The organism is Mesorhizobium sp. M0862 (assembly GCF_040319795.1).
GTDB lineage: Bacteria > Pseudomonadota > Alphaproteobacteria > Rhizobiales > Rhizobiaceae > Mesorhizobium.
Genome location: NZ_JAMYOJ010000023.1, coordinates 58,774 through 84,286, shown reverse-complemented (window position 1 = coordinate 84,286; position 25,513 = coordinate 58,774). Strand labels below are relative to the sequence as shown.

Annotated in this window: 24 protein-coding genes and 1 pseudogene; 8 read left to right on the top strand and 17 right to left on the bottom strand. The window is 59.6% G+C overall.

The genetic code is table 11. The features are described 5' to 3' along the window. Positions 1 to 1,083 precede the first annotated feature (1,083 nt). The 3 genes from nifA to NKI15_RS26905 all read left to right on the top strand — a co-directional run bounded on the left by nifA (position 1,084) and on the right by NKI15_RS26905 (position 5,351). Positions 1,084 to 2,847 (top strand): nif-specific transcriptional activator NifA, encoded by a 1,764-nt coding sequence (nifA, locus tag NKI15_RS26915; protein WP_352887524.1) that lies wholly within the window; start codon positions 1,084 to 1,086, stop codon positions 2,845 to 2,847. Between the two features lie 234 nt (positions 2,848 to 3,081). Further along, positions 3,082 to 4,221, top strand: a complete 1,140-nt coding sequence (hisC, locus tag NKI15_RS26910) for a histidinol-phosphate transaminase (protein WP_352656562.1) — start codon at positions 3,082 to 3,084, stop codon at positions 4,219 to 4,221. Positions 4,222 to 4,310: 89 nt separating this feature from the next. Next, positions 4,311 to 5,351, top strand: coding sequence for an LLM class flavin-dependent oxidoreductase (locus tag NKI15_RS26905; RefSeq protein WP_352887521.1), 1,041 nt, complete (start codon positions 4,311 to 4,313; stop codon positions 5,349 to 5,351). A 603-nt stretch (positions 5,352 to 5,954) separates the two neighbouring features. Here the strand turns inward: NKI15_RS26905 and NKI15_RS26900 are convergent. The 12 genes and pseudogenes from NKI15_RS26900 to NKI15_RS26850 all read right to left on the bottom strand — a co-directional run bounded on the left by NKI15_RS26900 (position 5,955) and on the right by NKI15_RS26850 (position 17,626). Beyond that, positions 5,955 to 7,847: an ABC transporter ATP-binding protein gene (locus NKI15_RS26900; RefSeq protein WP_352887518.1), complete on the bottom strand. Its 1,893-nt coding sequence runs from the start codon at positions 7,845 to 7,847 to the stop codon at positions 5,955 to 5,957. Continuing rightward, positions 7,847 to 9,715 (bottom strand): ABC transporter ATP-binding protein, encoded by a 1,869-nt coding sequence (locus NKI15_RS26895; RefSeq protein ID WP_352887516.1) that lies wholly within the window; start codon positions 9,713 to 9,715, stop codon positions 7,847 to 7,849. The genes NKI15_RS26900 and NKI15_RS26895 overlap by 1 nt, the downstream gene beginning before the upstream one ends. Before the next feature lie 85 nt (positions 9,716 to 9,800). Further along, a complete protein-coding gene (locus NKI15_RS26890) occupies positions 9,801 to 10,694 on the bottom strand; it encodes an SIR2 family NAD-dependent protein deacylase (protein ID WP_352887513.1) in 894 nt (297 codons plus the stop codon). 32 nt (positions 10,695 to 10,726) lie between these two features. Next, entirely contained in the window at positions 10,727 to 10,939 is a 213-nt protein-coding gene (gene nifT, locus NKI15_RS26885; protein WP_023672220.1) for a putative nitrogen fixation protein NifT, read from the bottom strand. Further along, a complete protein-coding gene (locus NKI15_RS26880) occupies positions 10,936 to 11,256 on the bottom strand; it encodes a nitrogen fixation protein NifZ (protein ID WP_023672219.1) in 321 nt (106 codons plus the stop codon). The genes nifT and NKI15_RS26880 overlap by 4 nt, the downstream gene beginning before the upstream one ends. A 98-nt stretch (positions 11,257 to 11,354) precedes the next feature. After that, positions 11,355 to 11,549: a 4Fe-4S dicluster domain-containing protein gene (locus tag NKI15_RS26875; RefSeq protein WP_023672218.1), complete on the bottom strand. Its 195-nt coding sequence runs from the start codon at positions 11,547 to 11,549 to the stop codon at positions 11,355 to 11,357. A 31-nt stretch (positions 11,550 to 11,580) separates the two neighbouring features. Continuing rightward, complete coding sequence (gene nifB, locus NKI15_RS26870) at positions 11,581 to 13,059, bottom strand: nitrogenase cofactor biosynthesis protein NifB (RefSeq protein WP_352887510.1); 1,479 nt, start codon at positions 13,057 to 13,059, stop codon at positions 11,581 to 11,583. Positions 13,060 to 13,286: 227 nt separating this feature from the next. Continuing rightward, positions 13,287 to 13,444, bottom strand: a pseudogene (locus NKI15_RS32015) (helix-turn-helix domain-containing protein); the annotation flags it as partial. Positions 13,445 to 14,018: 574 nt separating this feature from the next. Then, positions 14,019 to 14,318, bottom strand: a complete 300-nt coding sequence (locus NKI15_RS26865; protein WP_023687351.1) for a ferredoxin family protein — start codon at positions 14,316 to 14,318, stop codon at positions 14,019 to 14,021. 11 nt (positions 14,319 to 14,329) lie between these two features. Next, positions 14,330 to 15,637, bottom strand: coding sequence for an FAD-binding protein (locus NKI15_RS26860; protein WP_352887507.1), 1,308 nt, complete (start codon positions 15,635 to 15,637; stop codon positions 14,330 to 14,332). Positions 15,638 to 15,647: 10 nt separating this feature from the next. Next, positions 15,648 to 16,757, bottom strand: a complete 1,110-nt coding sequence (locus NKI15_RS26855) for an electron transfer flavoprotein subunit alpha/FixB family protein (RefSeq protein ID WP_023685019.1) — start codon at positions 16,755 to 16,757, stop codon at positions 15,648 to 15,650. A gap of 17 nt (positions 16,758 to 16,774) precedes the next feature. Beyond that, positions 16,775 to 17,626, bottom strand: coding sequence for an electron transfer flavoprotein subunit beta/FixA family protein (locus tag NKI15_RS26850; RefSeq protein WP_352887504.1), 852 nt, complete (start codon positions 17,624 to 17,626; stop codon positions 16,775 to 16,777). Between NKI15_RS26850 and NKI15_RS26845 the strand changes: the two genes are divergently transcribed. Further along, positions 17,550 to 17,759 (top strand): hypothetical protein, encoded by a 210-nt coding sequence (locus NKI15_RS26845; RefSeq protein ID WP_023708822.1) that lies wholly within the window; start codon positions 17,550 to 17,552, stop codon positions 17,757 to 17,759. The genes NKI15_RS26850 and NKI15_RS26845 overlap by 77 nt on opposite strands. Positions 17,760 to 17,811: 52 nt before the next feature. On the opposite strand, the gene nifW is transcribed toward NKI15_RS26845, so the two are convergent. Genes nifW through NKI15_RS26820 form a run of 5 tightly spaced genes read right to left on the bottom strand, consistent with a single transcriptional unit; the run spans position 17,812 to position 21,352 of the window. Then, entirely contained in the window at positions 17,812 to 18,192 is a 381-nt protein-coding gene (nifW, locus tag NKI15_RS26840) for a nitrogenase stabilizing/protective protein NifW (protein WP_352887500.1), read from the bottom strand. After that, positions 18,189 to 19,397 (bottom strand): homocitrate synthase, encoded by a 1,209-nt coding sequence (gene nifV, locus NKI15_RS26835; protein WP_352887498.1) that lies wholly within the window; start codon positions 19,395 to 19,397, stop codon positions 18,189 to 18,191. The genes nifW and nifV overlap by 4 nt, the downstream gene beginning before the upstream one ends. A 25-nt stretch (positions 19,398 to 19,422) precedes the next feature. Then, the gene (gene nifS / locus NKI15_RS26830) at positions 19,423 to 20,589 is read right to left on the bottom strand and encodes a cysteine desulfurase NifS (RefSeq protein WP_352887495.1); all 1,167 of its coding nucleotides are present in this window, start codon (positions 20,587 to 20,589) and stop codon (positions 19,423 to 19,425) included. 15 nt (positions 20,590 to 20,604) lie between these two features. After that, on the bottom strand, positions 20,605 to 20,976 hold the full coding sequence (locus tag NKI15_RS26825; protein ID WP_352887492.1) for a hypothetical protein: 372 nt from the start codon (positions 20,974 to 20,976) through the stop codon (positions 20,605 to 20,607). 55 nt (positions 20,977 to 21,031) lie between these two features. Further along, positions 21,032 to 21,352 carry a HesB/IscA family protein gene (locus tag NKI15_RS26820; protein ID WP_352887490.1) on the bottom strand — a complete coding sequence of 107 codons (321 nt, stop codon included), beginning with the start codon at positions 21,350 to 21,352 and terminating at the stop codon, positions 21,032 to 21,034. 674 nt (positions 21,353 to 22,026) lie between these two features. On the opposite strand from NKI15_RS26820, the gene NKI15_RS26815 reads away from it, so the two are divergent. The 4 genes from NKI15_RS26815 to NKI15_RS26800 all read left to right on the top strand — a co-directional run bounded on the left by NKI15_RS26815 (position 22,027) and on the right by NKI15_RS26800 (position 25,414). Further along, on the top strand, positions 22,027 to 23,118 hold the full coding sequence (locus NKI15_RS26815) for a hemin-degrading factor (RefSeq protein ID WP_023822620.1): 1,092 nt from the start codon (positions 22,027 to 22,029) through the stop codon (positions 23,116 to 23,118). A gap of 61 nt (positions 23,119 to 23,179) precedes the next feature. After that, the gene (locus NKI15_RS26810) at positions 23,180 to 23,728 is read left to right on the top strand and encodes a hypothetical protein (RefSeq protein ID WP_155921675.1); all 549 of its coding nucleotides are present in this window, start codon (positions 23,180 to 23,182) and stop codon (positions 23,726 to 23,728) included. Between the two features lie 237 nt (positions 23,729 to 23,965). Continuing rightward, entirely contained in the window at positions 23,966 to 25,183 is a 1,218-nt protein-coding gene (locus NKI15_RS26805) for a cytochrome P450 (protein ID WP_352887487.1), read from the top strand. Positions 25,184 to 25,222: 39 nt separating this feature from the next. Then, positions 25,223 to 25,414, top strand: coding sequence for a ferredoxin (locus NKI15_RS26800; protein ID WP_081725572.1), 192 nt, complete (start codon positions 25,223 to 25,225; stop codon positions 25,412 to 25,414). Positions 25,415 to 25,513: the final 99 nt, after the last annotated feature.

Sequence of the window (25,513 nt, the reverse complement as noted above, 5' to 3'; positions counted from 1 at the left end):
GAAAACTGGATGGAGGCCAACCGATACATCAACATGGACGACCTGCGCGAGCACAAGAAGCTCGCTCTGCGCCAAGCCGCATGACCAGCATCATGACCAGCATCATGGCTGCCCCATTTTGCAGAACTTGACGCACACAACCCGCCCTTGATGGTCTGTGGCAGAGTGCTGCCGGTCGATCCCTCTGGCTAGCGGTTTGCTGCACAGAGCGTGGTGGGTTCCTCGTTAGCCGGCTTTGGACCGGGCCCCATCGTGTCGCCTGTTCAAGGCCGTCCAGATGACAGGCTAACTTACCCCTGTTCGGAAGCGCTCGTTTCTGGACAGCCTACGACCGTGCAGCCACTGCAATGCACAGAATAAATTCGGACGGTCCTTTGGACGACCCATTTTGCAAATCAACGCCCGCAGCAGGGGCAGCCGTTTTCAAGCGGTCGCATCGTAATCTGTTCAGACTTTTCGATACGCTCATTGAGTGTGCCGATTTCGGCCCCAGGCTGGTGATGGTGCTGACCACGACGATGCGATTCAGAAGTTGCGAGCACCGCCTACGAAGTCGTACTCGACGCCAGCTTCGCGCCTTCACACCCGACATCGCCGCCGCCTGATCAACTCGAGAAAGATGGCGGTTGCCGCAACCGACCAGTGCCGTTGGCGGTTATTCTCGCTCCCGCCCCTCCTTCGCGGGCGCTGGTGAATGGCACGGCCCCGCATTTACACTCCGCGCGGTCAGCCGCTCGGGCAACCCATGGCCGGCCCAGGTATTTCTGCTTCAACGCAAAGATAGAACTGATGAATCCTATCATAGGCCGCGAGGTTTCCTTTCACAGATGAAAGAAAGCTCGATTGACTATGCCGCCTCGCTCCAGTCTTTTGAAAACAACGTGTGTTTGCCCGGGGCAAGCCAATAACATGGCCAAGCTTCGTGGAGGGAGTAGCCAAGCGATGCGTCAGGGCTAGACCCGCTTTGCACTGGACCACACGGCGGCGGCACGAGTTCACGTCGGAGCATATTCGCGCGTGCCCGCGACGTCGCGGGCGCACATGCCGCCAGCCTAGATTTGATGGCGCGAGATCGAGGATCACATGCACCACAACATTAGCAAGTCAGAACAGAATGCCCGCGACTGCGGCATATCGCTGCCGAATGCGATAAAGGGTTGTCCAAAGCCCGACACGAATCCTGCGAATGTGGCATTGCACGAGCGCGCGCTAACCGGCATCTTCGAAATATCGAAAGTACTCGCCGATGCCGCCCGGCTCGAACTCAAGTTGGCCAAGGTAGTCGACCTCCTGCACTCGTTTGTGCAGATGCGGCACGGCATCATCGCTCTCTGCGATGCCGAGGGCGGACTGGACATCACAGTGGCCAGCGGCTGCGGCACGAACGGCAATGAGCCCTCCCGGTCGCGCCTGCCGCGCAACGCCATCGATCAGATTGTGACGACCGACACGCCGCTCGTCGCCGACGACATAGCGATGCATCCGACCTTCACTGCCACTGATATCGAGGTGCTTGGGGCCTCCGACACCGTGTCGTTCATCGGCGTTCCCATTCGTGTTGATGGGAACGCCATAGGCGCGCTGACTTTGGACCGGGTTTTGGAAAGCAGGTCAAGCTATGGGCTCGACGATGATGTCCGGCTGCTCACCATGATTGCCAACATGGTGGGACAGACAGTCAAGTTGCATCGCTTCTCCGCGGCCGACAGCGAGCGAGCGCCGGAGCTGGAACATCGGCTGCAAACGAAATTTTCTGATGTTAAGCACCCTGCACCCCGGCGCAATAAGGTTCACGTCGAGGGGATGATTGGTGACAGTCCGGCGATAAGCGCCCTGCTGGAGAAGATCGCGGTCGTAGCGAAGGCAAAAACCACAGTTCTGTTGCGAGGTGAGTCCGGTACCGGGAAGGAGCTGGCTGCCAAGGCAATTCACGAGTTGTCGCCGCGCGCCAAGCGGCCCTTCGTTAAACTCAATTGTGCAGCGCTCCCAGAGACAGTCCTGGAATCCGAATTGTTCGGTCATGAGAAGGGTGCCTTCACAAGCGCATTCAATTCCCGCAAGGGGCGCTTTGAGCTCGCTGACAAGGGGACGTTGTTTCTGGATGAGATTGGCGAGATCTCGGCCTCGTTCCAGGCAAAGCTACTGCGCGTGCTGCAGGAGCAGGAGTTTGAGCGCGTCGGCAGCAATCAGACCATCAAGGTCGATGTTCGCGTGATTGCCGCCACGAACAGGAACCTGGAAGAGGCGGTTGCAAGGAATGAGTTCCGCGCCGACCTGTACTACCGCATCAACGTGGTTCCCTTGCTGGTACCAGCATTGCGCCAAAGGCGCAGCGATATTCCGCTCCTCGCAGCTGAGTTTCTCAAGAAGTTCAACGACGAGAACGGCTGTACGCTCACCTTCGATCCGCGTGCGATTGAAGTGCTGATGAAATGTGAGTTTCCCGGCAACATTCGCGAGCTTGAAAATTGCGTGCACCGGACAGCGATCCTGGCCGAGGGACTGTCAATCGGGAGAAACGACTTTGCCTGCTCCCAAGGCCAATGCTTTGCCGAGGCGCTGTGGAAGTGCAGATCGGGCAAGGCCGCGCTGCAACCACCGCCGATCCTGCCGGAGTCAGCGAATTTGGCCACGCCCCCGGACGAGGCCGCCAGTTCGGCCGCGACTAACCCGCTTGCCGGCGCAACCCACCCAATTGGCGCGAGGACGCCCGATATAGAGCGCGTCATTGCTGCCATGGAAAGATGTGGCTGGGTGCAGGCAAAGGCAGCGCGCTTGCTTGGGCTGACCCCGCGACAGATTGGCTACGTGCTGAGGAAATACGGCGTCGAGATCAAGCGTCTTTGAAAGCATGACCCTGGGCATGAGCTGAGCCGCTTAGCGCCTTGGCGCCGCGCAGCGATGCAGATCCGCGTGCGCGTCAACTCGATTCGACCGAGGACAGCCTGGCTGAATTCCCATGTCAGCCGGCGCTGCGACCATTGTGTGAAAGGCAACCCTGCCATCGTCAATCCCGTCCGCCATGTTGCTCTCGTTGCGAGCTCATACGGATGCCCCTGTGTGACTGAAACGGAGTTAAATATGTCCGATGCAAAACTGCAAACTGTGCTTTCGGCTCTTTCGCAAGTGACACGACAGTTGGATGCTCTGCCGTCCAACGGACCAGCGCCGGACGCAAATTTTATCAAGCTGAATACGAATGAGAACCCGTTTCCGTTGCCGCCAATCATAATGCAAAGTGCAGTGGCGGCCCTCAAGCGCCAGTATCTATATCCGGATGACGATAACTTCAGATTGAGGGAAGCAGCGTCCAGCACCTATGGCGTTTCCAGGGATCAGGTCATCGCTGGCAACGGGTCGTCTGAACTGCTCGGACTGATCTACAGAGCTTTCCTCGCACCCGGCGACAAGGTTGCGATGATGTCGCCAGGGTTTTCGTTCAACCGCAAACTTGCCATGCTTCAGGGCGCTGAGTTCCTCGAAATCGGATGTCAAGCTCATTCCCTGCCAATGGAGCAATTGCTTTCCGGTCCGGCAAAAGACGCCAAGTTTATTATGTTGGCCAATCCAAACAATCCGACCGGAACATTCCTCCCGATCAGCGATATCGAACGCCTCGTAGCACAATCGGACCGGTTGGTTGTCCTTGATGAGGCATACGTCGACTTTGCACCCGATCACGGACTGCGCCTCATCAACCGGTATTCGAACCTTCTGATCTTGAGGTCATTCTCGAAAAGCTATGCCGCCGCCGGCATTCGCGTCGGTTTCGGTTTCGGTCACCCTGAAATTATTGGAAGGCTGCGAAACATCCAGAACGTCTTCAACATGAACGTGATCGGGCATGCCGTTGGTATCAGCGTGCTTGCGCATCGCGGCGCCTACGCAGACAACCACAAGCACATCAAGGATGAACGAGAGCGAGTGACAGTTGCACTATCGCAACTCGGATTTTCCGTAACACCCTCCCGCGCAAATTTCTTGCTGGCCCGTGTGCCCGCGGGACAGGACGGCTCATGGTGGCAAGCAGCATTGGAGAGGCAAAAGATACTTGTCGCGTTTTTTCCGGACAAAGGCTTGGAACACTGTATCCGCGTCAGCATCGGCACAAAAGAGCAGATGGATGAATTTCTTGCTGCCGCTGGCGACATTGCTGGAAGCTTAAGGGTGCCAAGCTCCAGGGGCAGGGAAGCGTCAGGCTCTCCTTCTTCGTTACGCTGACGCTAATCGGCGATCACACACATCTCTTCCGACTTGCTTGGTGATCCCAGCAAGAAAACAGCCTGCTTTTAAAATCGGGGACTTAAAGAGTGACAAACGTCTTTCCTTCAAACCTAGCTTTCGGCATCTTCGATCATTTGGATGAGGATGGCCTCGATATAGGCCGGCAGTACGAAGATCGCCTGATCTTAGCAGAGGCGTGCGATCAGCTAGGGTTCTATGCCTACCATCTCGCAGAACACCACTGTACTCCCCATGGGAGAGGTCCATCGCCGAATCTGTTCTTATCGAGCGTCGCCCAGCGCACCCGGCGCTTGCGTCTCGGACCCTTGGTGATGCTGCTTGCGCTTTATCATCCGCTGCGTGCGTTCGAAGAGATCTGTATGCTGGACCAGTTGAGCGGTGGCAGGCTCGAACTGGGCATAGGGCGCGGTGCTCTCCCGACCGAATTGGGCTACTTCGGGATTGGTGCGGACGCGGTGCCGGGCCGTTATGCCGAAGCCAGCGAAATTCTTATGCAAATACTTGTTAATTCTAGGGAGGTCGGCACGCTATGCTATCAAGGCCGCCATTTCGATCTCAATGACGTTCCTTTGACGCTAAGACCTCATCAGCGTCCACATCCGCCCACATGGGTCGCTGCCAATCGACCCGAGTCCGCAGCTTGGGCCGCTGCGAATGGAACAAATATCGCGTGTGTAGGACCTTCCTCTTCCGTTCGCAAAACTACTGATGCGTTCCGCGCCTATCGAGAGGACAACGCAGGCGGGGGGGATCAAGGGCGATTTGTCGGATTGCTCCGCATGGTCGTGATTGGGCGTTGTGACACACATGCCTATTCGCTCGCGGCACCTGCTTACGCACGCTGGCTCAAGAGCTTCCAATTCCTTTACGAGCTTAACGCTATCCCCACTCCACCAAACTTGCCGCTGACCTTCGATGCGGCAGTCGAGAGTGAATTGTGCGTGGTAGGATCAGCAGAGTCTGTGCGAAAAGCTCTGCTAGATCAGTTGGAAGAGGCAGGTGCCAACTACTTGCTTTGTCAAATGGCATTTGGAAATCTGCCGCTAAATGCTTCCCTTTACACCGCGAGGACGATTCAGTCCGAAATCATGGCTCGACTTGGCTGACCATGAAATTCGCGGTCTGAGGTTAAATCGTTGTGCAGCGCTCTCACACTCATGTGCTCGAGCTTGCACGTGGTGGGGCGGGCAATCGGGAGGCGGCCAACTGACGACGAGCAGGCGGCACAGAATACCAGCTTTGTGCGTTGGCTGGCGGCTGGGCCATCGTGTGAACATGCACGATCCTAAGGAGAGGGTAGCCGAGCGCGTCACGATGCCGGCACGCGTCTGCTCGTCGCGCTGGCGCTAGTCGTTGCCCATAGCCAGCCGCAGGAGGTTCTTCTCGCCCGGGGCGGCGTCGGTGCGGCGCCCACTAATCCAGCTTCATCAGCGGCCCGTCGGTGGCAAAGCCGTCACTCGCTACGGCGCTATTGAGGGCGCGCTCGCGAGCGGCTTTGCGACGCCCAGCCAACACCTCCAGCGAGCTCGCCCGATGATGGTGGTGCACCGCGGTCGGATACGATGCTGGAGGAAATCGTTCGCAGCCGGTCTTCACGAATTGCGAGGAGTGCTCGTTCTTGAATGCTGGCTGCTTGCCGGATGCGGTGGCCTGAGTGGTCTGCCGACACGCCCGAAAGTCAACGCCACTACCACAAGGCCGCCAAGATGTCAGGTCTGAGAGCCAGCTTGGACGGTGGTATCGTGTTCGGGAAGGTGGTCGAAGGAGGCGTAGTTGAGATAGTAGAGTTTGGAATACAGGCCGCCCATGGCTATTAACTCATCGTGGTTGCCAGTCGCAATAACTTGGCCATTCTGAAGCACGATGATGCGGTCGGCCCCCCGGACCGTGGCGAGACGGTGGGCGATGACGAGGCCAGTCCGCCCTTCAAGCAGCTTGATCAGAGCCTTCTGAATCTGCAATTCCGTGTAGCTGTCGATATTGGCGGTAGCTTCGTCGAGCACGAGGATCTTGGCGTCAGCGACGAGGGCGCGGGCGAAACTGATAAGCTGGCGCTGGCCGAGAGATAAGTTGTCGCCGCGTTCGCCAAGTTGGGTCTCATACCCGTCGGCGAGGCTCATGACGAAGTCATGCGCGCCGACAGCCTTGGCCGCCTCGATCACCTTGTCGCGCGTGGCTTCCGTCTTCTGGTATCGAATGTTCTCGAAGACCGTCCCGGTGAACAGGAATGGCTCCTGCAGCACCATGGCGACCTGGCGGCCGAGCGATTCCTGGGTGAGGTCGCGTACATCATGTCCGCCGACCAGCACCTGACCCTGCTGAACATCATAGAAGCGGTGGACCAGGGCCATCGCACTCGATTTGCCAGAACCGCTCGGTCCGACTAGTGCGACCGTCTCGCCCGGATTGACCTTGAACGAGACATTTTTCAGAACCGAACGGTTCGGATCGTAGCCGAAGGTGACGTCCCTAAACTCGACCGAGCCGTCCATTTCGGGCGAAAGCACCTCGGCATTGGGTTTGTCCTTAACATCGATCTTGACGTCGAGCACATCGGTCAGGCGCTTGCCTGAGGCCATGGCGCGCTGCATGACCGAATATTGCAGGGTGAGTGAGCGGATCGGGTCAAAGAAGCGCTGGATGTAAAATAGGTAGGCTACCAACACGCCCACATCTATACGGCTATTCATGACCATCGAGCCGCCGACCACAATAACGGCGGCCAAGGCGAGGCCGGTGATGCCATCGACGATGGGCACCATGACCAGTGCATATCTGGCAGCGATCAGGTGGGTCCTGAGGTTGGCATGGGCCCGATCGTCAAAAAGACTGAAATTCACCTGCTGGCGGTCCATTGACTGTATGGTCCGCACGCCGTGAATGGCTTCGGCCAGCGCGCCATTGACGACGGAATTGGTTTCGTGTGCAGCCATGAAGGCGTCGCGGGCACGCGGCAACCAGACAATGCGGACGATCACCAGGATCGGCAGAACCGATAGCGTCAGGAGGCCGAGGCGAAAGTCGAGCCACAGCATTACGAAAACGATGCCGAAGAGAAGCGCAACATCGCCTAGGGAATATACCGAGGTTTCCAGGAACTCCTGTATGGAGTTAACGTCGCCTTGCAGGCGCGACATCAGGCGTCCGACCTCGGTCTTGTCCATGAAAGAGAGCGAAACCTTTTGCAGATGGCCAAACATGGCGCGGCGGATGTCGAACAGGACAGTTTCGGCCATTTTCCCATCCAAGGCTTCCTGCATGTAGCCGGCGGCGAAATTGACCAAAATCGCCGAAAGGAACGCGCCGACGGCCGCAAGCTGGGCTGAGCGATCGGGCCTTGCCGGGTTCATGCCGAGGTCGATCGCGTAGCGGATGATCAAGGGGATGAGAAGCTGCGTCCCGGTGAAGATCAGCATCGCGACAATCGTGACAACTACCTTTGCCCGGTAGGGATGGACGAAGCCCCAGATGCGACGGAGGATGCTCTTGTCGAAAGCCCGGCCGAACATCTCCTCCTCGATCCGGTGCGAGCCGACGACCGCGCGCGGAGGGCGTCTCCCGTCGTCACGTTCGGCTTCGAGTTCGCCGCGGCCCTGGTCCATCAGCGGGCGCCCCCATCCTGGCTAATAATGCTATCACCCGGGCGCGTCTGGAGATCGTAAAGGGCCCTGTAGCGTCCCCGCTTCGCCAGAAGCTCTTCATGCGTGCCGCGTTCTACGATTTCGCCTTTATCGACAAAAAGGATTTGATCGGCATGCTTAAGCGCACTCAGCCGGTGCGCGATGATGATCGTCACCCGATCCTTTGCGAAGCGCCGCATCGCCGCGCGAATGCGCAGCTCGGTGCCGGCATCGATCGCGGCCATCGAGTCGTCGAAAATGATGACGGAGGGGCGCAGCATCATGGTGCGAGCAATCGTGAGACGCTGGCGCTGGCCGCCAGAGAGAGAAACGCCGCGTTCGCCCACGACCGTCTCATACCCTGCCGGGAGTGCGAGGATGTAGTCGTGGAGCTGGGCGAATTCTCCAGCGCGTTCAATTCGCTGTCTCTTCGCCCAGGGATCGCCATAAGCGATGTTGTTCTCGATCGTTGTGGTGAATAGGAACGCATCCTGCTGTACAACCGCGACCGCCTTGCGAAGGCTCTCGAGGGTGACATTGCGTATGTCCTGGCCGTCCAACGTGATGGCGCCACCGGTCACGTCGTAAAAGCGGGGGACCAGATGAGCCATCGTCGATTTGCCGGAACCCGGCGGACCGACGATCGCGATCGTCTCGCCTCTCCGGGCCTCAAAGCTGAGGTTCTTCAGAATGGCGCGGTTTTCGGCGTTGGGGTAGGCAAATGAGACATTGTGGAAGCGCAGAGTGCCGTCACTTATCTCAAGCGGTCTGGCCTCGAGAGCATCCCTGATGGTGATCTCCTGATCGAGGAGACCGAAAAGCCGCGAACCGCAGCTAGAAGCGCGGGCAAACGCATTGACCATGAGACCGATCTGGCGGACTGGCATTTGCAGCATGGTCATGAAGGTCAGGAAGGTCGCCATGGTTCCGACGCTGATCTCGCCAGCGACGAGCTTGTTGCCACCGATCCCAAGCACCAATCCCATTGCGAAAAAGTAGGACAAGGTCATCGCCGACGTGTTGGGTACGTAGATGTCAACGAGATCGTTGGCGAGGTCGAGCGCGTTCTTGGAAGCGCCGTCGAACTTCAGCATCTCATAGGATTGAGCCGCAAAAGCGCGGACCACACGGATACCTGCGAGATTTTCCTTCATCACGCGGCTTAGTACCGAAAGGCGCTCATAGAGGTCGAGCCAGGTGGCGCGCAGCCTAAGCTGTGTGGTCGATGAGCGCCAAGCGACAAAAGGCACGAAGCTGAGCGCGGCCAAGCCGAGCATCGGATCGGTCGAGATCATCATGTAAGCGCCAATCCCGATCAGCATCGTCAGCAGGAGCACCCGCATGAGCCCGGTGGAAAAATACATCCGCACGCCTTCGAGATCGAGCATTCCGGCGGTTATCAGATCGCCTGAATGGACCCGGTCGTGAAAGGAAAAGCTGAGACGCTGGATCTTGTCGTAGTAGGCGAGCCGCAATTCGTACGCGACATGATGCCCGACGGCTTCGGCAAAATAGTTCTGCGCCATCGTGAAAACGCCGCGTAGCGCGCTGACGGCGAGCAGCAGGAGAGCCGGGGCCCAGAGCGCTTGTCCTGCCGCAGCCCCCGCGACACCGCCCCCGATAGCTGTCTGGGTCTGGTCGACAGCCCGGCCGAGAAGCTGGGGAATGAGCAACTGGAGGATTGCCGCCATGATCGTCGAGCCCATAGCGAGGGCGACCTGCCACGGATGGCGCAGATTCATACGCGTGATGCGCAACAGCGTACTCAAATCCCGGCCCCAGCGCGCCGCTTCAACATGGGCCAACGAATTCAGTGCGTTCGTTGCGCCGCTGACAGCTTCACTGTTCACGGGTGTATTCCCGACTGCATTTTGCGCCTTCGAGGAAAGCCGAAGCAGACATCATCAAAGGCATCCGCCATTGTTAATCCCGTCCTCAACCTGCAGCCGTGCCCGTTCCCACAAGCCGAGCCGCCGCTTGACTTAGTGGCATGTCGATCACCGTGATTCCGCTTGCCGCAAGAAAACGCGCTTCGTTTCTGGTCAGGGTTTCCGCGTCCATTACGGTGCAATAGGGACCGCGGGAGCGCTTCATGATCTGTCTGGCGTAGGTGCGCAGCATCTGATCGTTGAAGCGGCAGCCAACGAAGAAAAATCCACGGGTGATGCGCCGTTCCTTCACAGCGTCTGGGATCGGTGTCTGGATATCAATTTCGGACAGGACTTCGACGTAGTCGGAATCTGCGACGAGAAAGTTTTGCGCGGGCGTAATACTCCCGTGAGGTGAATAGAGAACCGTGTTGGCCCCCAATCGGGGGTCGAGCTCCCTCCCGGACAAATCGTAGGTTTTCGTCCAAATGTTGCCGATTTCATTCGCGCGCGTGACGCCTTGTATCTCAAGGACGTCCGTTCGACCGGTCTCTACCAGAGCCGTGCGCATCGCGCTGTCATACCAGCTGTCGATGATGAGGGAGAGTGGCAGCCTTGCGAGCCAGGCGTGGAAGGGGGTCGGCCCCACCGGCGCTGCGAATATGTCGGTCATCCAAGCTTGAAGCGTCCGGCGATGCCGGCGCTGTTCGATGAACTGTGCAACCGACCACATATTGGTGCGGATCCTGGAAGGGGCTGGAGCCCGTGCATTGAGTGCCGCGGCAACAACCTCCGGGGTATGCGGCACAGGCGGTTCCACACAGTTCAACTCAAGAAGACCCGGACCGAGATAGGGGATCACCTCATCGGCGGCGAGCGCTTCCTTCGCCAGGTCAAGCAGCTTTTCAGCAAAACTGTCCCGCACAATGACGAGGTGGCCCGATGTCAGGATCGTGTTCATCTCGTTTCCTCGCGACGCACCTAGGGGCAGCATCAGCCCTCTTCGGAAATCTTCCTTGCCTCGACGGTGATCGGCAGACGCGTATCATGTGGGAGATCGGGTAGGAGGAGCCGCCACCCGTTCCTGAGCGTGACCGTTCCGCCCCACAACTCTTCCTTCTCGAGTTTGATGATCGGCTCTTCGAGGTCCTTTTTGGGGACATACGCTGACAAACCAGCATCGGTCCTGCGGATCATGACTTTCATCTGGCCGTCCCTTCATTGGTATTGCTTTCAGCACTGCAGGGCGCCTCGGCCTCGTCGAGGCTCATCAGTTCACGCGCTCGCATACCGACTACGGTGCCACGGTCGATCCACTCGACCGCATAGATGAAGAACTGCTGGAGAAAGGTGCCAATGTCGCGCACATATCCCTCGTCCCCCTTCCGCACGAGATTTTCGCCGATCTCCCTGCCAGGATAGGTGCCGTCATTCTTTATGTGGCGAGTGGCACGTACCCGCTCTCCCGGCATGAATCGTGGAGGCCTGCGGATTTCGATCTCCTCTTCGCGTCCGAGCGACATGTCCGTTCCCTGATTTCTCTTGCGGCTGAGATTGCGAACAAGGCGTTCCAGGCGTCCTGCGTAGGCAGCCCCCAACCATGTCGGCAGTCCAATGTCCGTTACGCAGGAACGCAGGTCTTCGGCACCGGACATACCGAGGCACATTGCTGCGCATCGAAGACCCCCTCGCATTCGGTGCACTTCTGTGACTCGATCACGTAGCTCTCGCCTTTGAACTTGATCGCGCCGGAAGGACATTCGAATTCGCAGGCGCCGCATTGGGTGCATTGGGATGCGATGATCTTGAAAGCCATTTTAACTCCTGGTCCGAATGAATGAGACAGCTCAGGCCGTCGCCGCGAGTGTGGGGGTCCCAGATGCGGCGATGTAAATCGCGCTGATTGCTGTCTCGATATAGTCATGGGCACAGGCGTCGGTGGCTCTGATTCCAGCCTCCGCGAGCTGATCCTGCGGGCAATTTCCAATCTTGGCGCACAGCACGATATCTACGCCTTGAAGCGCTGCGATGACGCCATCGAGGGCGGCTTCTGCGCCCCAGCCGCCAAGGCAATACTTGTCCACCTTCCGATGCCCGACGAAGCTGATCCCTTTCAGCGAGGCTTGATAAACCTGGAATTCCTTCGCATGGCCGAAATGCTCATTGACGCGGCCGCCGCCCTTGGTCGCCACCGCGAAGAGAAGGGACTTGCCGGGGCTCGCTGCCTTGACCAATCCGATCGCTTCTCTCCTAGCCTCGACGTGATCACGGCGCTCCTCCGCGACCAGCTCCCGATAGGCCTTGCGTTTGCTGGCATCGTAGGTGACCTCGCCGGGAATCCGGTCGACTGTGAATTCCTGGCCACGATCATCTCCGAGCAGGCCCACGGCATCTGCCCGGCACTGCCGGCAGTGGCGCATCAACTGGGCGCCGTTTTCGACACGATCCTGAAGAGCCTTCATCTCCATTGCGTTTGGGCCGCGCTGCCCGGTCAGACCGTAGTGCGTGCCGTGGGCCGGGTCCGAAATCAGCGGCATAAGGTTGTGCAGGAACGCGCCTCGCTCCTTAATCCATCTATTCACCTCGATCAGATGCTCATCATTCACGCCCGGGATCACCACCGAGTTGATTTTGGTGAGGATGCCCCGCGCGGTCAGCATCTCCAGGCCCAACATCTGCCGCTGGTGCAGGATCCGGGTGGCTTCAATGCCGACGTAGCGGCGATGATCGTGAAAGATCCAAGGATAGATCTTTGCACCGACCTCAGGGTCGACCATGTTGATCGTGATCGTCACGTGATCGACATTCATGTCAGCAAGCTCATCGACATGGTCGGGCAGCGCCAGCCCATTCGTGGATATGCAAAACTTGATGTCTGGGATTTCCCTGGCGACCCTGGCGAAGGTCGCCTTCGTCTTCTTCCAGTCGTAGCAGGCGTCGCCCGGTCCGGCGATGCCGAGCACGGAAAGCTGCGGCACCTCATTGGCGACCGCGATCACCTTGCGTAGCGCCTGATCGGGCGTCAGCTTTTCAGAGGCCACCCCAGGCCGGCTTTCGTTGGCGCAGTCATATTTGCGATTGCAGTAGTTGCACTGGATGTTGCAGCCCGGCGCGACCGCGACGTGCATACGCGCGAAATAGTGATGCGCCTCTTCTGAAAAGCAGGGGTGATCCTTGATCTTCTCCCAGACAGCCGGATCCGTGTCGTCGGGCTTTGTCGACGAGCCGCAGGACGAAGACGCGCAGCCACCGGGTTTTATGGTGCCAAGCAACTGGTCACCGAACGTCGTGCTGAGGCTCTCAAGCGAAATTGCCGGTGCAGACATGAACGGCTCCGTTGCTGCGTGACGTCGCAGTTCAAAGCGCAAGAGCTATGCCAGCTCAAAGAGCTGTTTCGGTTCACGAATAGGCTTCTCGTGTCAGATTCCTTCGGATTGCTCCGACACACCTTTGTCGGGCTTACGACAGTGGACAAGCAAATAGGGTCGCGAGGCTAGCAGCCTCGGGCGCGCAGAGTGTGAGCGAGACCACTCCGGGCTGCTTACGCTTGACGTCATCGCGACGTCTGGAATTTCTTCACCTTGATACCATGCCGGCCCAGGGCGTAGCCGATTTGCCATGGCGTGAGGCCGAGGATACGAGCCGCCCTGGCAGAACCCAACCGGCCTTGTCAATTGCGTCGATCAGCCGGTTGCGTGCCGTCAGATGCGGGCGACAAGCGGCATGGTTCGGATGCGGCCGTAAGAGGAGATACCTTGCTGCGGAGGCGCCGATGCGACTGGCCGGCAGCCGCAATTCGCTTGATCTGTTACGGCCTGTGATATGAGGCGGCGAGTGCCTGATTGAGGTGCGTGGGTATTGCCGGCAGTGGCGGCAATCTCCGGCTCTCCTTCAGCGTCCAGGACGACGATCGCTCAATTACCCGTCTGCAGAAACGTGGGCAGGACGTTCACGACAATTGGCCAGCGTGTGGCGAGCGTAATCTCCAGCTCGCTCGGGGCGGTCAGCACCTTCACATATCGTAGAGTCCCTGAGCGGGTATCTGCTTAGGGCATGCTCGATGGGCGGTTCAGGCCTCGTCGACCCGATCTGCGGCCCGGTGGCTCATAGAGACGACTTCAGCGGTTGTCGTCCAGAGTGAACCTGCATTTTTTATCTGAGGCTGAATTATGCAAGAACAGTATTCGTGCAATTTCTCTTCATTTAGAGGCGATTAAAGCAAAGATTGGCATGGCCGAGACTCAGCTGTACTGGATGATCGCCGCCTTAAGTGTGCGTGCGCCGGTCATCCGAATTTAAAGAGGATTCCGAAACCGCCGCGTGGATAGTTCCACTCGATCTCACCACTCGTCTCGCACAAAATCCGGCAGGTGCCGCACTCCATGCAGCCGTCGGCAGTGATCTCCACTTGACCCTTGTCGTTCAACTCATAACATTTCGCCGGGCAGACGTGGGTCAGCGCGAGCAAATTCGCGCTCGGCTTCTGGTGCGGTCGCACTTTGATGTGCGGGCGGCCTGAATCTACCAAGTAGCGGTTCTGGTAAAGCTTGTCCTCGACACGTGACTTCGTCGCTGCGCTGGTCATATTGTCTCCCCTCAGCGCCACGCCAATGCAAGGCGGACCGCGTCGCTGACCAGCCCCCAGCGCGAGCGCGCCTTGATGAAGGCCGCCGTGGTCGCCTTTTCCTTCTCGATCTTCGGCGTGCCGTCGACACGCATGAAGTTCTGCGCAGCTTGCGACATCAACCGCGGATAAGTCGTGAAATAATTGCTGGAATTGGTGTGGAGCAAGGCCGGCATGTCTTTGTATTTCCTCAGGTCCTTGACCACGAAGGACTTGTCCAGCATGGCTTTGTAAAGGCCGAGATTCCGTTTGTTCATCGGACCGTTGCGGGTCTTGACCTCGACGATTGCCTCAGCCGCAATGCGGCCGGAGGTCATGGCGAGGTTCGAACCCTCGCGGTGAATGGCGTTGTTCAGTTGCGCGGCATCGCCGACCACGACCCAACCATCGCCAAAGAGCTGCGGAATAGCCTTGTAGCCGCCTTCGGGAATGAGGTGTGCGGAATATTCTTTCACTTCCGAGCCGGCGATCAGCGGCCGGATCGAAGGATGGCTCTTCAAGGCATCAAGGAGAAGGTAGGGGCTCTCGACCATCGCGGCAAAATCGGAGACGAGGCAGCCAATGCCCAGTGAGATGGACTCCTTGTTGGTGTAGAGGAAGCCGAGCCCGGCCATGCTGCGGGAGGTCGTGCCCACCGCCTCGATCACGCAGCCCTCATCGCCCTTTACGCCGAACCGCTGCTCAATGACCTCTTCGGGCAAGAAATGCATTTCCTTAACGGCGAGGGCCACGGTTTGCGGCTTTGGCATCTCGCGCAGGCCGGCTCGAGTGCCAAGCAGTCCGCAGACACCTTCTGCGAGAACGACCACGTCCGCGTAGATGGCTCCGCCCGCCCGGTCTGTGCGGACGCCGATCACCCTGTCCTTGGCATCACGGATGAGTTCCGTCACGGTCGTCTCGCACAGAACGGTCGCGCCGGCCGCGCGCACCTTACGCGAAAACCATTTATCGAATTGGGCACGGATGATCGTGTACCGGTTGGGCTTCGCCTCATTGAAGTCGTCCGACCTATAGTGAATCCCTGTATGGGATGTGTCGTCCATCACCCAAAGCCGCTGTTCAACCAAATGCCGCTCGAGAGGCGCATCATCCCGGAAATCCGGGATGATCTTCTCCAGCATGTTTGCGTACATGATCGCACCCTGGACATTCTTGGAGCCCGGATATTCACCCCGCTCCAACTGCAGCACCTTCAGGCCATGGCTGGCCATGGTGTAAGCAGCTGCGTTTCCGGACATGCCTGCCCCAACAACAATGGCGTCGAAGTTTTCCTCGATCATGTCCATCCCCTTAGCTCGAAAGCTTATCGCGACTGTGGGGCGACAGCCGCCGGGTGAAGGCTTCCGTCAGTGCGGGCAGGAAGCGGATCGCGTCGGTGACGATTCCGAGGTGAGCGAAATCGAAAATCGGCGCGTTCGGGTCGGTGTTGATGGCCACGATGAGATCCGCCCCCTCCACGCCAACCCGATGCTGGACGGCGCCGGAAATCCCGGCCGCTATGTAAAGCTTCGGCCGGATCGTCTTGCCAGTTTGGCCGATCTGCCGATCAGCTGGCATCCAGCTCTTCTGGACCAACGGACGCGAACAGCCGTGCTCGGCGCCGATTGCTCGTGCGAGGTTCTTCACAAGCTGCAGGTTCTCCGCCGCGCCAAGACCAAGGCCTCCGGCAACCACGACGTCGGCATAGGCAAGGTTTGCCTTCGCCGACTGATTGTCCGGCAGGAAGCCGAGGACTTTGGTAGCGATCTCGTCCTCGGCAAGCGAAAGCTTGTGCCGGATGACACGCCCGACCGGTTTATCCGTCCGCTGCGGCATGGGCATGACCCTCGGCCGCACGGTCGCCATCTGCGGGCGGAAATTGAGCGTATAGATCGTGCACAACAAGGAACCGCCGAAAGTCGGACGCGTGGCGGCGAGCGAACTGTCGGTATCCACATCGAGTTCGGTGCAGTCGGCCGTGAGCCCCGTCTGCAAGGTCGTCGCCACGGAGCCGGCAAGATCCCTGCCCAGTGTGGTGGCACCGAGAAGAAGGATTTCGGGCTTGTGGGTATCGACCAGATCCGTCAGCGCCTTGGTGAAAGGTTCATTCCGATAGTCGGCGAGCAGGGGCGCCTCGGCGATGTAGACAAGGTCAGCGCCATACGCGAATGCTTCGGCAACGGCGTTCCCGACGGCCTCTCCCGGCGGTCCAAGCACGACGCCTGCAAGCTGGACCTGAAGCTTGTCTGCTAAGTTGCGGCCTTCGCCGAGCAGTTCGAATGATACCGGATGGACCTCGCCACGTTCGAGCTCGATGAAAACCCAAACGTGCCGATAGTCCTTGAAATGGGCGGGCAACTCCTTCTTTATGCCGGCGCGGCCGGCGGCAGGGCGAGGGGTTTCTCCGTTCGCGGTCGACATCGTTTTGCTCCTTGCCGTCACGCGCCGCCGTTAAAGGCGAGCTCATGTTCCAGCGCCGGCTGGCGGGTGAAGATTGCGGTGATGAGTTCGTCAGCGACATCGCGCAAGGCCTTCTCGGCGGTGTCGATTTGTGCCGCCTTTTCAGCTCGAGCAGTAGGGGCGAAAACACGTTTGACGACCGTCGGTGAACCGCGCAGGCCGCATTTGGTGAGATCCTCAATGCCGGCGTCGGCCGCGCTCCATTTCAAGACCTGGCTGCGCGCGGCGCACAAGGCGTCCTGGATCGAGCCCCGGCGGATCTCGTTTGTGCCTTCCAGCATGGTGATGAGGCAAGGGAGCCTGCTCTTCAGCATCTGTGTGCCGCCTTCGGAACGGCGCTCGACCTTGATCTCGCGTGCAGCAAGGTCGACAGAAGGGATCTTCGCGACATAGGTCAGTTGCAGGAGTCCGAGGCGCTTGGCGATGCCGGGCCCGACCTGGGCGGTGTCGCCATCGATCGTCTGCTTGCCGGTGAAGACGAGGTCTGGCGTGCCGAACGTCTCGCCAATCTTCGCGATTGCCTGGGAAAGGGCGAACGAGGTTGCCAGCGTGTCGGAGCCGGCAAAATAGCGGTCGGTCAAGAGCACCGCTCGGTCGGCGCCGTAACCGAGCGCCTTGCGCAGCGCGTCCTCTGCCATGGGCGGACCCATGGTGAGCACAGTGACTTCGCCGCCATGTGCGTCGCGCAGTCTGAGCGCTTCTTCGAGGGCGAACAGGTCGTAAGGGTTGATGATGGTCGGAACACCCTGGCGCATGATCGTGTTCGTGACCGGATGGACCCTTATCTGTGCCGAGTCCGGCACCTGCTTGATGCAGATTACGATGTGCATTGGCGGTTTCTCTAGGCTCCTGTCCGGGTCCGGCATTGCGGTTATCTCCTTTGTCCGCATTATTCGTGCCAAGTCTCTTGCGCTCCCCCTTTCCTACAACTTCGGCTGGTTGCTTCTGACGGCGCTGTGGTGATGACCGCATTTGGCGGCTGCTCGACATTGTCGCGTCGCACCCTTGTCGCCGATCATTCCCGTCCGAACCGCTTCAGTACCGACTCGAACGGAACAAAGGTGTGACCCGGCGCGGCAGGTTTGTTCGGATCGTGGTCCTTGAGCACCTTGAAAATCCGATGCGTGAGCGGCGAGGAAATCGCAAAGTCCTCGTAAGCTCGTTCGAGCGTCGCGCGCACCCTCGCGGCAATCACCTGGTCGGGCAGACCGGAGAAATCTTCTTCGGCGAGGTATTGGCCCACACGCTTCATGATATGGAGCCGCGAGACATTCAGTACCTTCGGGTCATAGGCGACGCCTAGGACTGAGAAGAATTCCTCTGCAGCCGACAAGCGCTTCAGTCGTGCGAGGATGTCGGTGACATCCGTGGGGCGGCTGTCAGCGGAACAATTCATTGCATTCTTCCTGGTCGCAAAACTGTGGCCTCTGTGCGCTCGCGCACGGCTGACTTGGACCCGCACAGCTCGATGAGGGATGCCTCGCTGCACATTCCATCGTAGAGCTCGACCAGTCGAGTTGCAGTGACGGTCGATTTGGTCTCGGTCGCCTCGCGCCGGACGCGGGCCACCATCGCGGCTGCCAGATCCGGGTCGAGATCGCGACCGCTTTCGCTCAGCACATGGGCAATCGCAGTGGCGCCGGAATGCTTGCCGATGACGATCCGCCGGCAGCGGCCCACGAGAGTCGGATCGAGCCCCTGATAAGTACGCGAGTCCTTCAGCAGCCCTGCGACGTGAATGCCGGATTCGTGGGTGAAAACATCGGCGCCGACGACCGGCTTAGTGGCCGCGGTCTGCCGGTGGGCGGCCCAAGCCACCTGGGCGGCGAGGCCGGGCAACGCGGTCAGCTCGATGCCGGTATCCGCGCCGCCGAAGACCGCCATCGCGGCGGCCACCTCTTCCAGCGCGGCATTGCCCGCACGCTCGCCGAGCCCCAGGACGGTGACGGAGGCATGGCGCGCGCCTGCGCGGATCGCGGCCAGCGTGTTGGCGCCAGCAAGTCCGAGATCGTTGTGCGCATGAAATTCAAGGTCGATTGGAGACCGCGCCACGAGCTGGGCGACAAGTTCGAAGGTCGAAAACGGGTCGAGAACACCGACTGTGTCGGCCAGCCTCACGCGGCTTGCGCCGGCGCGTGCGGCCGTCTCGATGACGCGGGCGAGATGATCCCGATTGGCCCGCGAGGCATCCTCGCAGCCCACCGCGACGAAGAAGCCGGCGGCGGCGGCGCGCCTGACCATATGATCGATGACCTGGAGCGCTCCCGCCTTGTCGAGGCCGAGCTTGGCGGCAAGTTGGATGTCCGACGCAGGCAGCGACAAATTGACCGCTTGGACGCCGCTCTCGATCGCTGCATCGAGATCCAACGACGTCATCCGGCACCAGGCCATGAGCCGAACCGGAAGACGCCGCGCTACCACGGCGCGAATTGTTTCCATCTCGTCGACGCCCATGACCGGCGTGCCGATCTCGATCTCTGTCACGCCAGCCGCCGCAAGAGACTCAGCGATCTCCAGCTTTTCCGTCGTGGTAAAGGCGACGCCCGGCGCCTGCTCGCCATCGCGCAAGGTCGTATCGTTGAGGGAGACATGACCGGTCATGACAGGCAGCCTGTTCTTCTGCGGCTCACGCATAGACCGGACTACCCGGCCCAGAACCGGAAAAGCTGCGCAGCTTCCCCACGATTCCCGGCATGACCTCGAGCACCCGGTCGATGTCCTCTTCGCTGTTTTCCCGCGCCAAGGAGAAGCGGACTGCCGCGTGTGGCGTTTTCATCGCGCTTAGGACATGGCTTGGTTCCAGAGAGCCGGAGGTGCAGGCCGAGCCAGAGGAACACGCGATGCCAATGCGGCTGAGGAGAAGTGGAATTCCATCACTTTCGACATGTTCGAAGGAGATGTTTGCGGTGTTGGGCAACCGTTGCAAGGGATCACCAGTGACACAGGTGCTTGGGATGCGTTGGAGGATCCCGCCCTCCAGGCGATCGCGGAGCGACTTTACCCGTGTGGTCTCGTCGTCCATGAATTTCAAGGCGAGTTCGGCCGCCGTGCCGAGCCCGGCTATGCCGGGCGTATTCTCGGTGCCAGCACGCCGGTTGTGTTCTTGGTGACCCCCCTTGATCAGCGAATGGAAATCGACGCCACGTTTTACGAAAAGCGCACCGATCCCTTTCGGCCCGTGCAGCTTGTGGCCGGAGAGCGACAGCATGTCGATTGCCGTCGACTTCAGGTCCATCGGAAGCTTGCCGACCGCCTGCACAGCATCGGTATGGAATAGGGCGCCCACTTCCTTGGCCAACTCGGAAAGCCTTGCCACGGGGAAGATCACACCAGTCTCGTTGTTCGCCCACATTATTGATACGATTGCAACCTGTGGGGTGAGGGCGGCCATATAGGCGTCGAGATCGAGCCGACCACGGCAATCCACCGGGATCCTGTGCACCTTGAGGCGGCGGGTCTTCTCAAGATGCGCGCAGAGCGTCAGCACGGCGGGATGCTCGACCGCGGACGTCACGATCTCGGTTCGGTTGGGCGCCGCCTCGAGCGCTGAAAGAAGCGCTGCATTGTCGCTTTCTGTCCCACCCGAGGTGAAAGTGATCTCATCCTCGAATTCCGCGCCGATCAGCGCTTGCAACTGCCTCCGCGCCTTTCTCACCGCCGCACTGACTGAGGCGCCAAGAGCGTGTGCCGACGAAGGGTTGCCGAATTGATCCCTAAAGAACGGCAACATCGCTTGTACGACCTCAGGATCGACCCGTGTGGTTGCGTTGTTGTCGAGGTAGACAGGCTTCATAGGTGCGATCCTCAGTTAAACAGAATGACGCGAGCGCCAGACCGACTCGTTGAGCCTCTGGCGCATGCCGTTGATGATCATTTGAACTGGCAGCGCGCGCAGGCGCCCGGAGTGTTTGACGTAAACCGGATCTCCGTCGATATGGACATGTTCGCAGTGGCCGTAGGTCAGCCCGCAGGTAAGGACGCCCGAACGCGATAACGCTACCGATGAGCCGAATTTGGCGCAGCGGCGCGATTTGTCCGCAAGCAGCTCGGGTGCCACCAGGAACCGAGCTGCTTCGGGAGGCGACGTTCTTTGAATCCTACTGGGAGCGAATGGCGGTCCCGAGATCGGCTTTGACCTTGTCTTGTTTTTTAGGACGGGGACATCTGTTGTGCCGGCCATATAAGTCTCCTCTGCCGCAAAATCACTCTGTCGGCCGCACAGGCGCTTCGGGCGTTTAACTGAAGGACTTGCCGCAGCCGCACTTTTCGCGCGCATTGGGGTTATCGAAGACAAAACCGGAAGATTGGAGCCCGGTGAGGAAGTCGACGGTCATGCCGGCTACATGGGGTTGGGAGCCCGCGTCCACGAACAGCTTGACCCCATCTATGTCAGTGATCGCGTCGCCCTCGCGCGACACGCTCTCCAGGCCCATTAAGTATTTGAAGCCGGCGCAGCCGCCGGCCTCGACCATAATGCGAAAGCCTTCCGCCGGCTCGCTGGCGCGGGAAAGAGCAGTCTTGAAGGCGGCAACAGCGTTGTCGGTGAGCGTAATCATGGCTCCATTCTCCTCAGTCCGGGACCTGCTTGCCCATCACGTCGCATGCACCGTGCCAAAGCGAAAAAACTTTTCAACACAGCGCGGCATCTCTCACACTGGTGCTTCTTGTGAGTGCATTGCTGCGAAGGTGTCGGCCAATCGACAGTCGGGTTTGTCGGGTCCGCCACGAGGGATGTTGGGCCTGAGTTCTTGGTTGAACTCACATCACCAAATACAGAACTTCTTCTGAGCTTGCCTCGGCGCAATTGGCACGGTTTTTGAAGCTCCGTTTGGCGAGACGGCAAGAGCATGCCGATCCACAATCATGCGATGGGTGCCATCGCGATGGATGGGGCGAAGCAGGGGAGCAACATGTCAGGACCGTGGTCAGATACGCGTTGTTTGGCAAAGCAGCGCCGCCCATGGCATCCGAATGCCCGCTTGGCCGATTGCGACAACATCCACACTCGCTCACCACCGCCCAGTAGCCGCCGACCGGCTCGATGGCATGCCATCGGCATGTGGCTGCTCGCTGGTTTTCGCATCGGTGCGACGTCGTGCGCACGCCGTCCAGCGACACCTTGTTCATGGGCCAGCAGCAGATCAGGATCGAGCATTTCGGCGCGCCTAATCGGCTGAAGATTCCCGGGCAGGGCAGATGATCCTCACACGTCGTAGAAACAGGGGTAAGCATGGACCAACGCGAGAAACCGTCGCCCGACGAAATCCGGCGGGCGTGCAAAGACAATCCGAAGATCCGGGAGCATGATCTCGCCGCTCGATTGGGCATTTCGGAAGCCGAGTTGGTCGCGGCGCATTGTGGTCACGGCGCGGTGCGCATCGAGCCGCGCGTCGATGATCTGCTGACCGGCCTCGAAGCGGTCGGCGAGGTGATGGCGGTCACCAGCAACGAAAGTGCCGTGCACCAAAAGATTGGCGTCTACGGCAAAGTGGTCACCGGCAACCAGCATGCCATACTGCTCGGCGACCAGATCGACCTGCGCATCTTCCCGAAAGCGTGGGCGTATGGCTTCGCCGTCGAGAAGCGCGAGGGAGCCGAGATCCGCCGCAGCCTGCAATTCTTTGATGCCACCGGCGAGGCGATGCACAAAGCTCATCTCACGCCCGCCTCGAACCTGCAGGCCTATCAGGATCTGACGGCAGAGCTTGTATCCTGCGACCAGGAGCCGATCATATCGCTCGAGGCGAGCGGGGCGCGCGATAACGCAGTGAGTCCAGACCACGCCACCACGGTCGACGACCTACGCGAGCACTGGGGCCGGCTAAGCGACGTGCATCAGTTCTACCATATGTTGAAGACACTGAAGCTCAGCCGCTGCCAGGCGATGCGTATGGCCGACGAGGATGACGCCTGGCTACTCGACAATGATGCCGTTGGCGCCCTGTTCCAACAGGCGGCGGAAGACGAGATGCCGATCATGTGCTTTGTCGGCAATCGTGGTTGCATTCAGATCCATTCCGGCCCGATCAGGTCGGTCAAGCAGATCGGGCCGCGGATCAATGTGCTCGAAGAGACCTTCCATCTGCACCTTAGGACCCATCGCATCAGCGAGGTCTGGGCCGTGCGCAAGCCGACGAGGGATGGTCACGTCACGTCCATTGAAGCCTATGGCGCGGACGGCAAGATGATCATCCAGTTCTTCGGCACGCGCAAGGAAGGCGAACGCGAGGGCAGCGACTGGCGGTTTCTGGCCGAGAGTCTGCCACGCGTTCCCGGTCCGACCTCCAGGGGTGTGTTGACTGCCGACAGGTCCTCGGATTGAACCGGCCGCGATAGGACTCAGCACCACATTCCGACAGCGGCTCGCGAGCAAATTTAGGTCCATGAGCGGAAAGGATGCCGTCGTAGCGCATGCGCATGGTCAGGTGATGCACGCCGGAATGGACCGCATCGATACAGTCAAGCTGGTCGCCGGTCGGCACCGGTGCGCACGAGTGCATCGCCGTCTGACCGAAAAGCCTTGCAGCGCCTGCGAGCGAAAAAACGCATACGCCATCAGCGCCGAACCGAAGCGCGGCTTGACCTTTTTGATATTTCCGATCGTCTCGCGCAAGCGCCGTCGGGTCTTCTCGGACCGCACCCGATCCTTGCGCTGGATCGCGTCGTTGCTCAATCCGGGCCGTGCGAGCGATCTACTCGCTCGTCGACCGGCAGGCTGTGCAGCAACAGCCAAGCCGAACAGGCCGATGTCGCGGGCTCGACAAAACCGACCACGGATGTCGGTTGTCGGACGTTGTCATAAGAATGATGGACAGGTGATCATCAGCGGTGGACCCAGCGCAGGCTGGCATTGCTTGGTGCAGCGCCATGGCTACCCCTATCCGGCACGCGACTTGCTTCGACAATTTGATCAGCAGGGCAGAGGTGATTGACCAGTCTCTCAACCCTAACGGGGATAAGCGGCCGCTTTGCTTCATGACCGGAGCGCGGCGGAGATGCCCCTCTGATCGACTTCGCAACCCATCTCATCCGCGCTGGTGCAGGTGGGCTGTATCAGGCGACAGAATCTAGAAGGCACCCGACAAGAGACGTGCCCATGCTGGAAATCGACTTTATGAACAGCGGTGCAATCTCAATCGAGCCATGAACGCCAATGTAGAGAAAACAAAATGGCGACCAACCTCGTTCCAGATCATGTCCCGCCCGAAATGGTGAGGGACTTCAGCCTGTTTACATCGCCAGGGATGCCACCAACACCCAACGGGGATCCACACGCAGCTGTCGCTTGCGTACATGACGGGCCTCCGATCTTTTACTCCCGCTACAACACGCAAGATGGCCGGGGTACCTGGGTCATCACCCGTGCCGCGGACCAGCGGAAGGTGCTGCAGGACGCAGAGACTTTTTCCAGCCATCGCAGCATCTTCTCCTCGATTCTGGGTGAAAACTGGCCGACGATCCCGCTTGAGCTCGATCCACCGGCCCATGGCGTCTTTCGCTCACTGCTCAATCCGCTGCTTTCGCCAAAGCGGGTGTTGGCTTTGGAACCGGCTGTCCGCGAACGGGCGGTCGAGCTGATCGAAAGGATCGCCGCGTCGGGAACAAGCTGCGAGGTGATGAAGGATTTTGCCTTTCCTTTCGCGGTGAGCACCTTTCTTCGCTTTCTGGGGTTGCCTGATGACCGACTCGATACATTCGTTGGCTGGGGGAAAGATCTGCTCCACGGCGACGATAAGGAACGACCTGTGGCTGCCCGGACGATCGTGGCATTCATCGACGAACTTGCAGCCATGCGCCGCGACGAGGCGGTTGACGATTTCATGACCTTTATCGTGCAGGCACAGGTCGAGGGCCGCCGGCTGACGGACACCCAAGTCCGCGGCATCGGCGTGCTTGTCTTCGTCGCTGGGCTTGACACGGTCGCAGCAGCTATAGGCTTTGACTTGGCGTACCTCGCACGCAACCGCAAAGATCAGCAATTGCTGCGGAGCGAACCGGACCGCATCCCGCTCGCAACCGAAGAATTGCTGCGGGCCTATCCGCCCATTCAGTTGATCCGCGTGGCCACGAAAGATATCGACTTCGAAGGCGCGCCGATCCGGAAGGGGGACTATGTTTCCTGCGCCACGATGATTGCCAATCGTGACCCGGCGGAATTCGAATGCCCCAACACGATTGATTTGGAGCGGGAGGACAACCGCCACGCAGCGTTTGGCTATGGTCCCCACCGTTGCCTTGGCTCACACCTTGCCCGGCGGGAGATTGTCATTGGCCTGGAGGAGTGGCTGGCGCGCATCCCGGCTTTCAGGATCAAGCAGGGTACGGCGCCGATAACTTCTGGCGGCCATGTGTTCGGGATCGAAAATTTGGTCCTGGACTGGTCTTAGGCCCGCCCCGAGCCGGGCACAGACAATGGAGGCAGCGCCATGCGCATCATCGTCCAAAAGGCCAAATGCCAGGGCCACGCGCGATGCGCGGCGCAAGCGCCGGACATCTTCAAACTCGATAATGACGGTTACATCCTGCCTGGTGACATTGAAGTTGCGGAAGGGGAGGAACTGCCTGCATCCCGAGGCGCGCGATCCTGTCCTGAACGTGCGCTGGAACTCACTCGCTGAGGCCTTTGGATCAGACGTCATTCAACTGAGAGTCTGGCGGGCTTGAACCATGTGGCCGCACTCAGCACGCGACCTCTGTCCCGCACGGTTCACGTCCAA

Bases quoted from the DNA above. Each gene is read 5' to 3' on its own strand.
- NKI15_RS26800 (WP_081725572.1), top strand. From the start codon at position 25,223: ATGCGCATCATCGTCCAAAAGGCCAAATGCCAGGGCCACGCGCGATGC.
- NKI15_RS26880 (WP_023672219.1), bottom strand. From the start codon at position 11,256: ATGTCGCTCGGACGCGAAGAGGAGATCGAAATCCGCAGGCCTCCACGA.
- nifB (WP_352887510.1), bottom strand. From the start codon at position 13,059: ATGTCTGCACCGGCAATTTCGCTTGAGAGCCTCAGCACGACGTTCGGT.
- NKI15_RS26890 (WP_352887513.1), bottom strand. From the start codon at position 10,694: ATGAACACGATCCTGACATCGGGCCACCTCGTCATTGTGCGGGACAGT.
- NKI15_RS26845 (WP_023708822.1), top strand. From the start codon at position 17,550: ATGATCGTGTTCGTGACCGGATGGACCCTTATCTGTGCCGAGTCCGGC.
- hisC (WP_352656562.1), top strand. From the start codon at position 3,082: ATGTCCGATGCAAAACTGCAAACTGTGCTTTCGGCTCTTTCGCAAGTG.
- nifS (WP_352887495.1), bottom strand. From the start codon at position 20,589: ATGAAGCCTGTCTACCTCGACAACAACGCAACCACACGGGTCGATCCT.
- nifT (WP_023672220.1), bottom strand. From the start codon at position 10,939: ATGAAAGTCATGATCCGCAGGACCGATGCTGGTTTGTCAGCGTATGTC.
- NKI15_RS26820 (WP_352887490.1), bottom strand. From the start codon at position 21,352: ATGATTACGCTCACCGACAACGCTGTTGCCGCCTTCAAGACTGCTCTT.
- NKI15_RS26850 (WP_352887504.1), bottom strand. From the start codon at position 17,626: ATGCACATCGTAATCTGCATCAAGCAGGTGCCGGACTCGGCACAGATA.
- NKI15_RS26865 (WP_023687351.1), bottom strand. From the start codon at position 14,318: ATGACCAGCGCAGCGACGAAGTCACGTGTCGAGGACAAGCTTTACCAG.
- nifV (WP_352887498.1), bottom strand. From the start codon at position 19,397: ATGACCGGTCATGTCTCCCTCAACGATACGACCTTGCGCGATGGCGAG.
- NKI15_RS26825 (WP_352887492.1), bottom strand. From the start codon at position 20,976: ATGGCCGGCACAACAGATGTCCCCGTCCTAAAAAACAAGACAAGGTCA.
- NKI15_RS26805 (WP_352887487.1), top strand. From the start codon at position 23,966: ATGGCGACCAACCTCGTTCCAGATCATGTCCCGCCCGAAATGGTGAGG.
- nifA (WP_352887524.1), top strand. From the start codon at position 1,084: ATGCACCACAACATTAGCAAGTCAGAACAGAATGCCCGCGACTGCGGC.
- NKI15_RS26900 (WP_352887518.1), bottom strand. From the start codon at position 7,847: ATGGACCAGGGCCGCGGCGAACTCGAAGCCGAACGTGACGACGGGAGA.
- NKI15_RS26860 (WP_352887507.1), bottom strand. From the start codon at position 15,637: ATGATCGAGGAAAACTTCGACGCCATTGTTGTTGGGGCAGGCATGTCC.
- NKI15_RS26810 (WP_155921675.1), top strand. From the start codon at position 23,180: ATGAGCGGAAAGGATGCCGTCGTAGCGCATGCGCATGGTCAGGTGATG.
- NKI15_RS26815 (WP_023822620.1), top strand. From the start codon at position 22,027: ATGGACCAACGCGAGAAACCGTCGCCCGACGAAATCCGGCGGGCGTGC.
- nifW (WP_352887500.1), bottom strand. From the start codon at position 18,192: ATGAATTGTTCCGCTGACAGCCGCCCCACGGATGTCACCGACATCCTC.
- NKI15_RS26855 (WP_023685019.1), bottom strand. From the start codon at position 16,757: ATGTCGACCGCGAACGGAGAAACCCCTCGCCCTGCCGCCGGCCGCGCC.
- NKI15_RS26875 (WP_023672218.1), bottom strand. From the start codon at position 11,549: ATGGCTTTCAAGATCATCGCATCCCAATGCACCCAATGCGGCGCCTGC.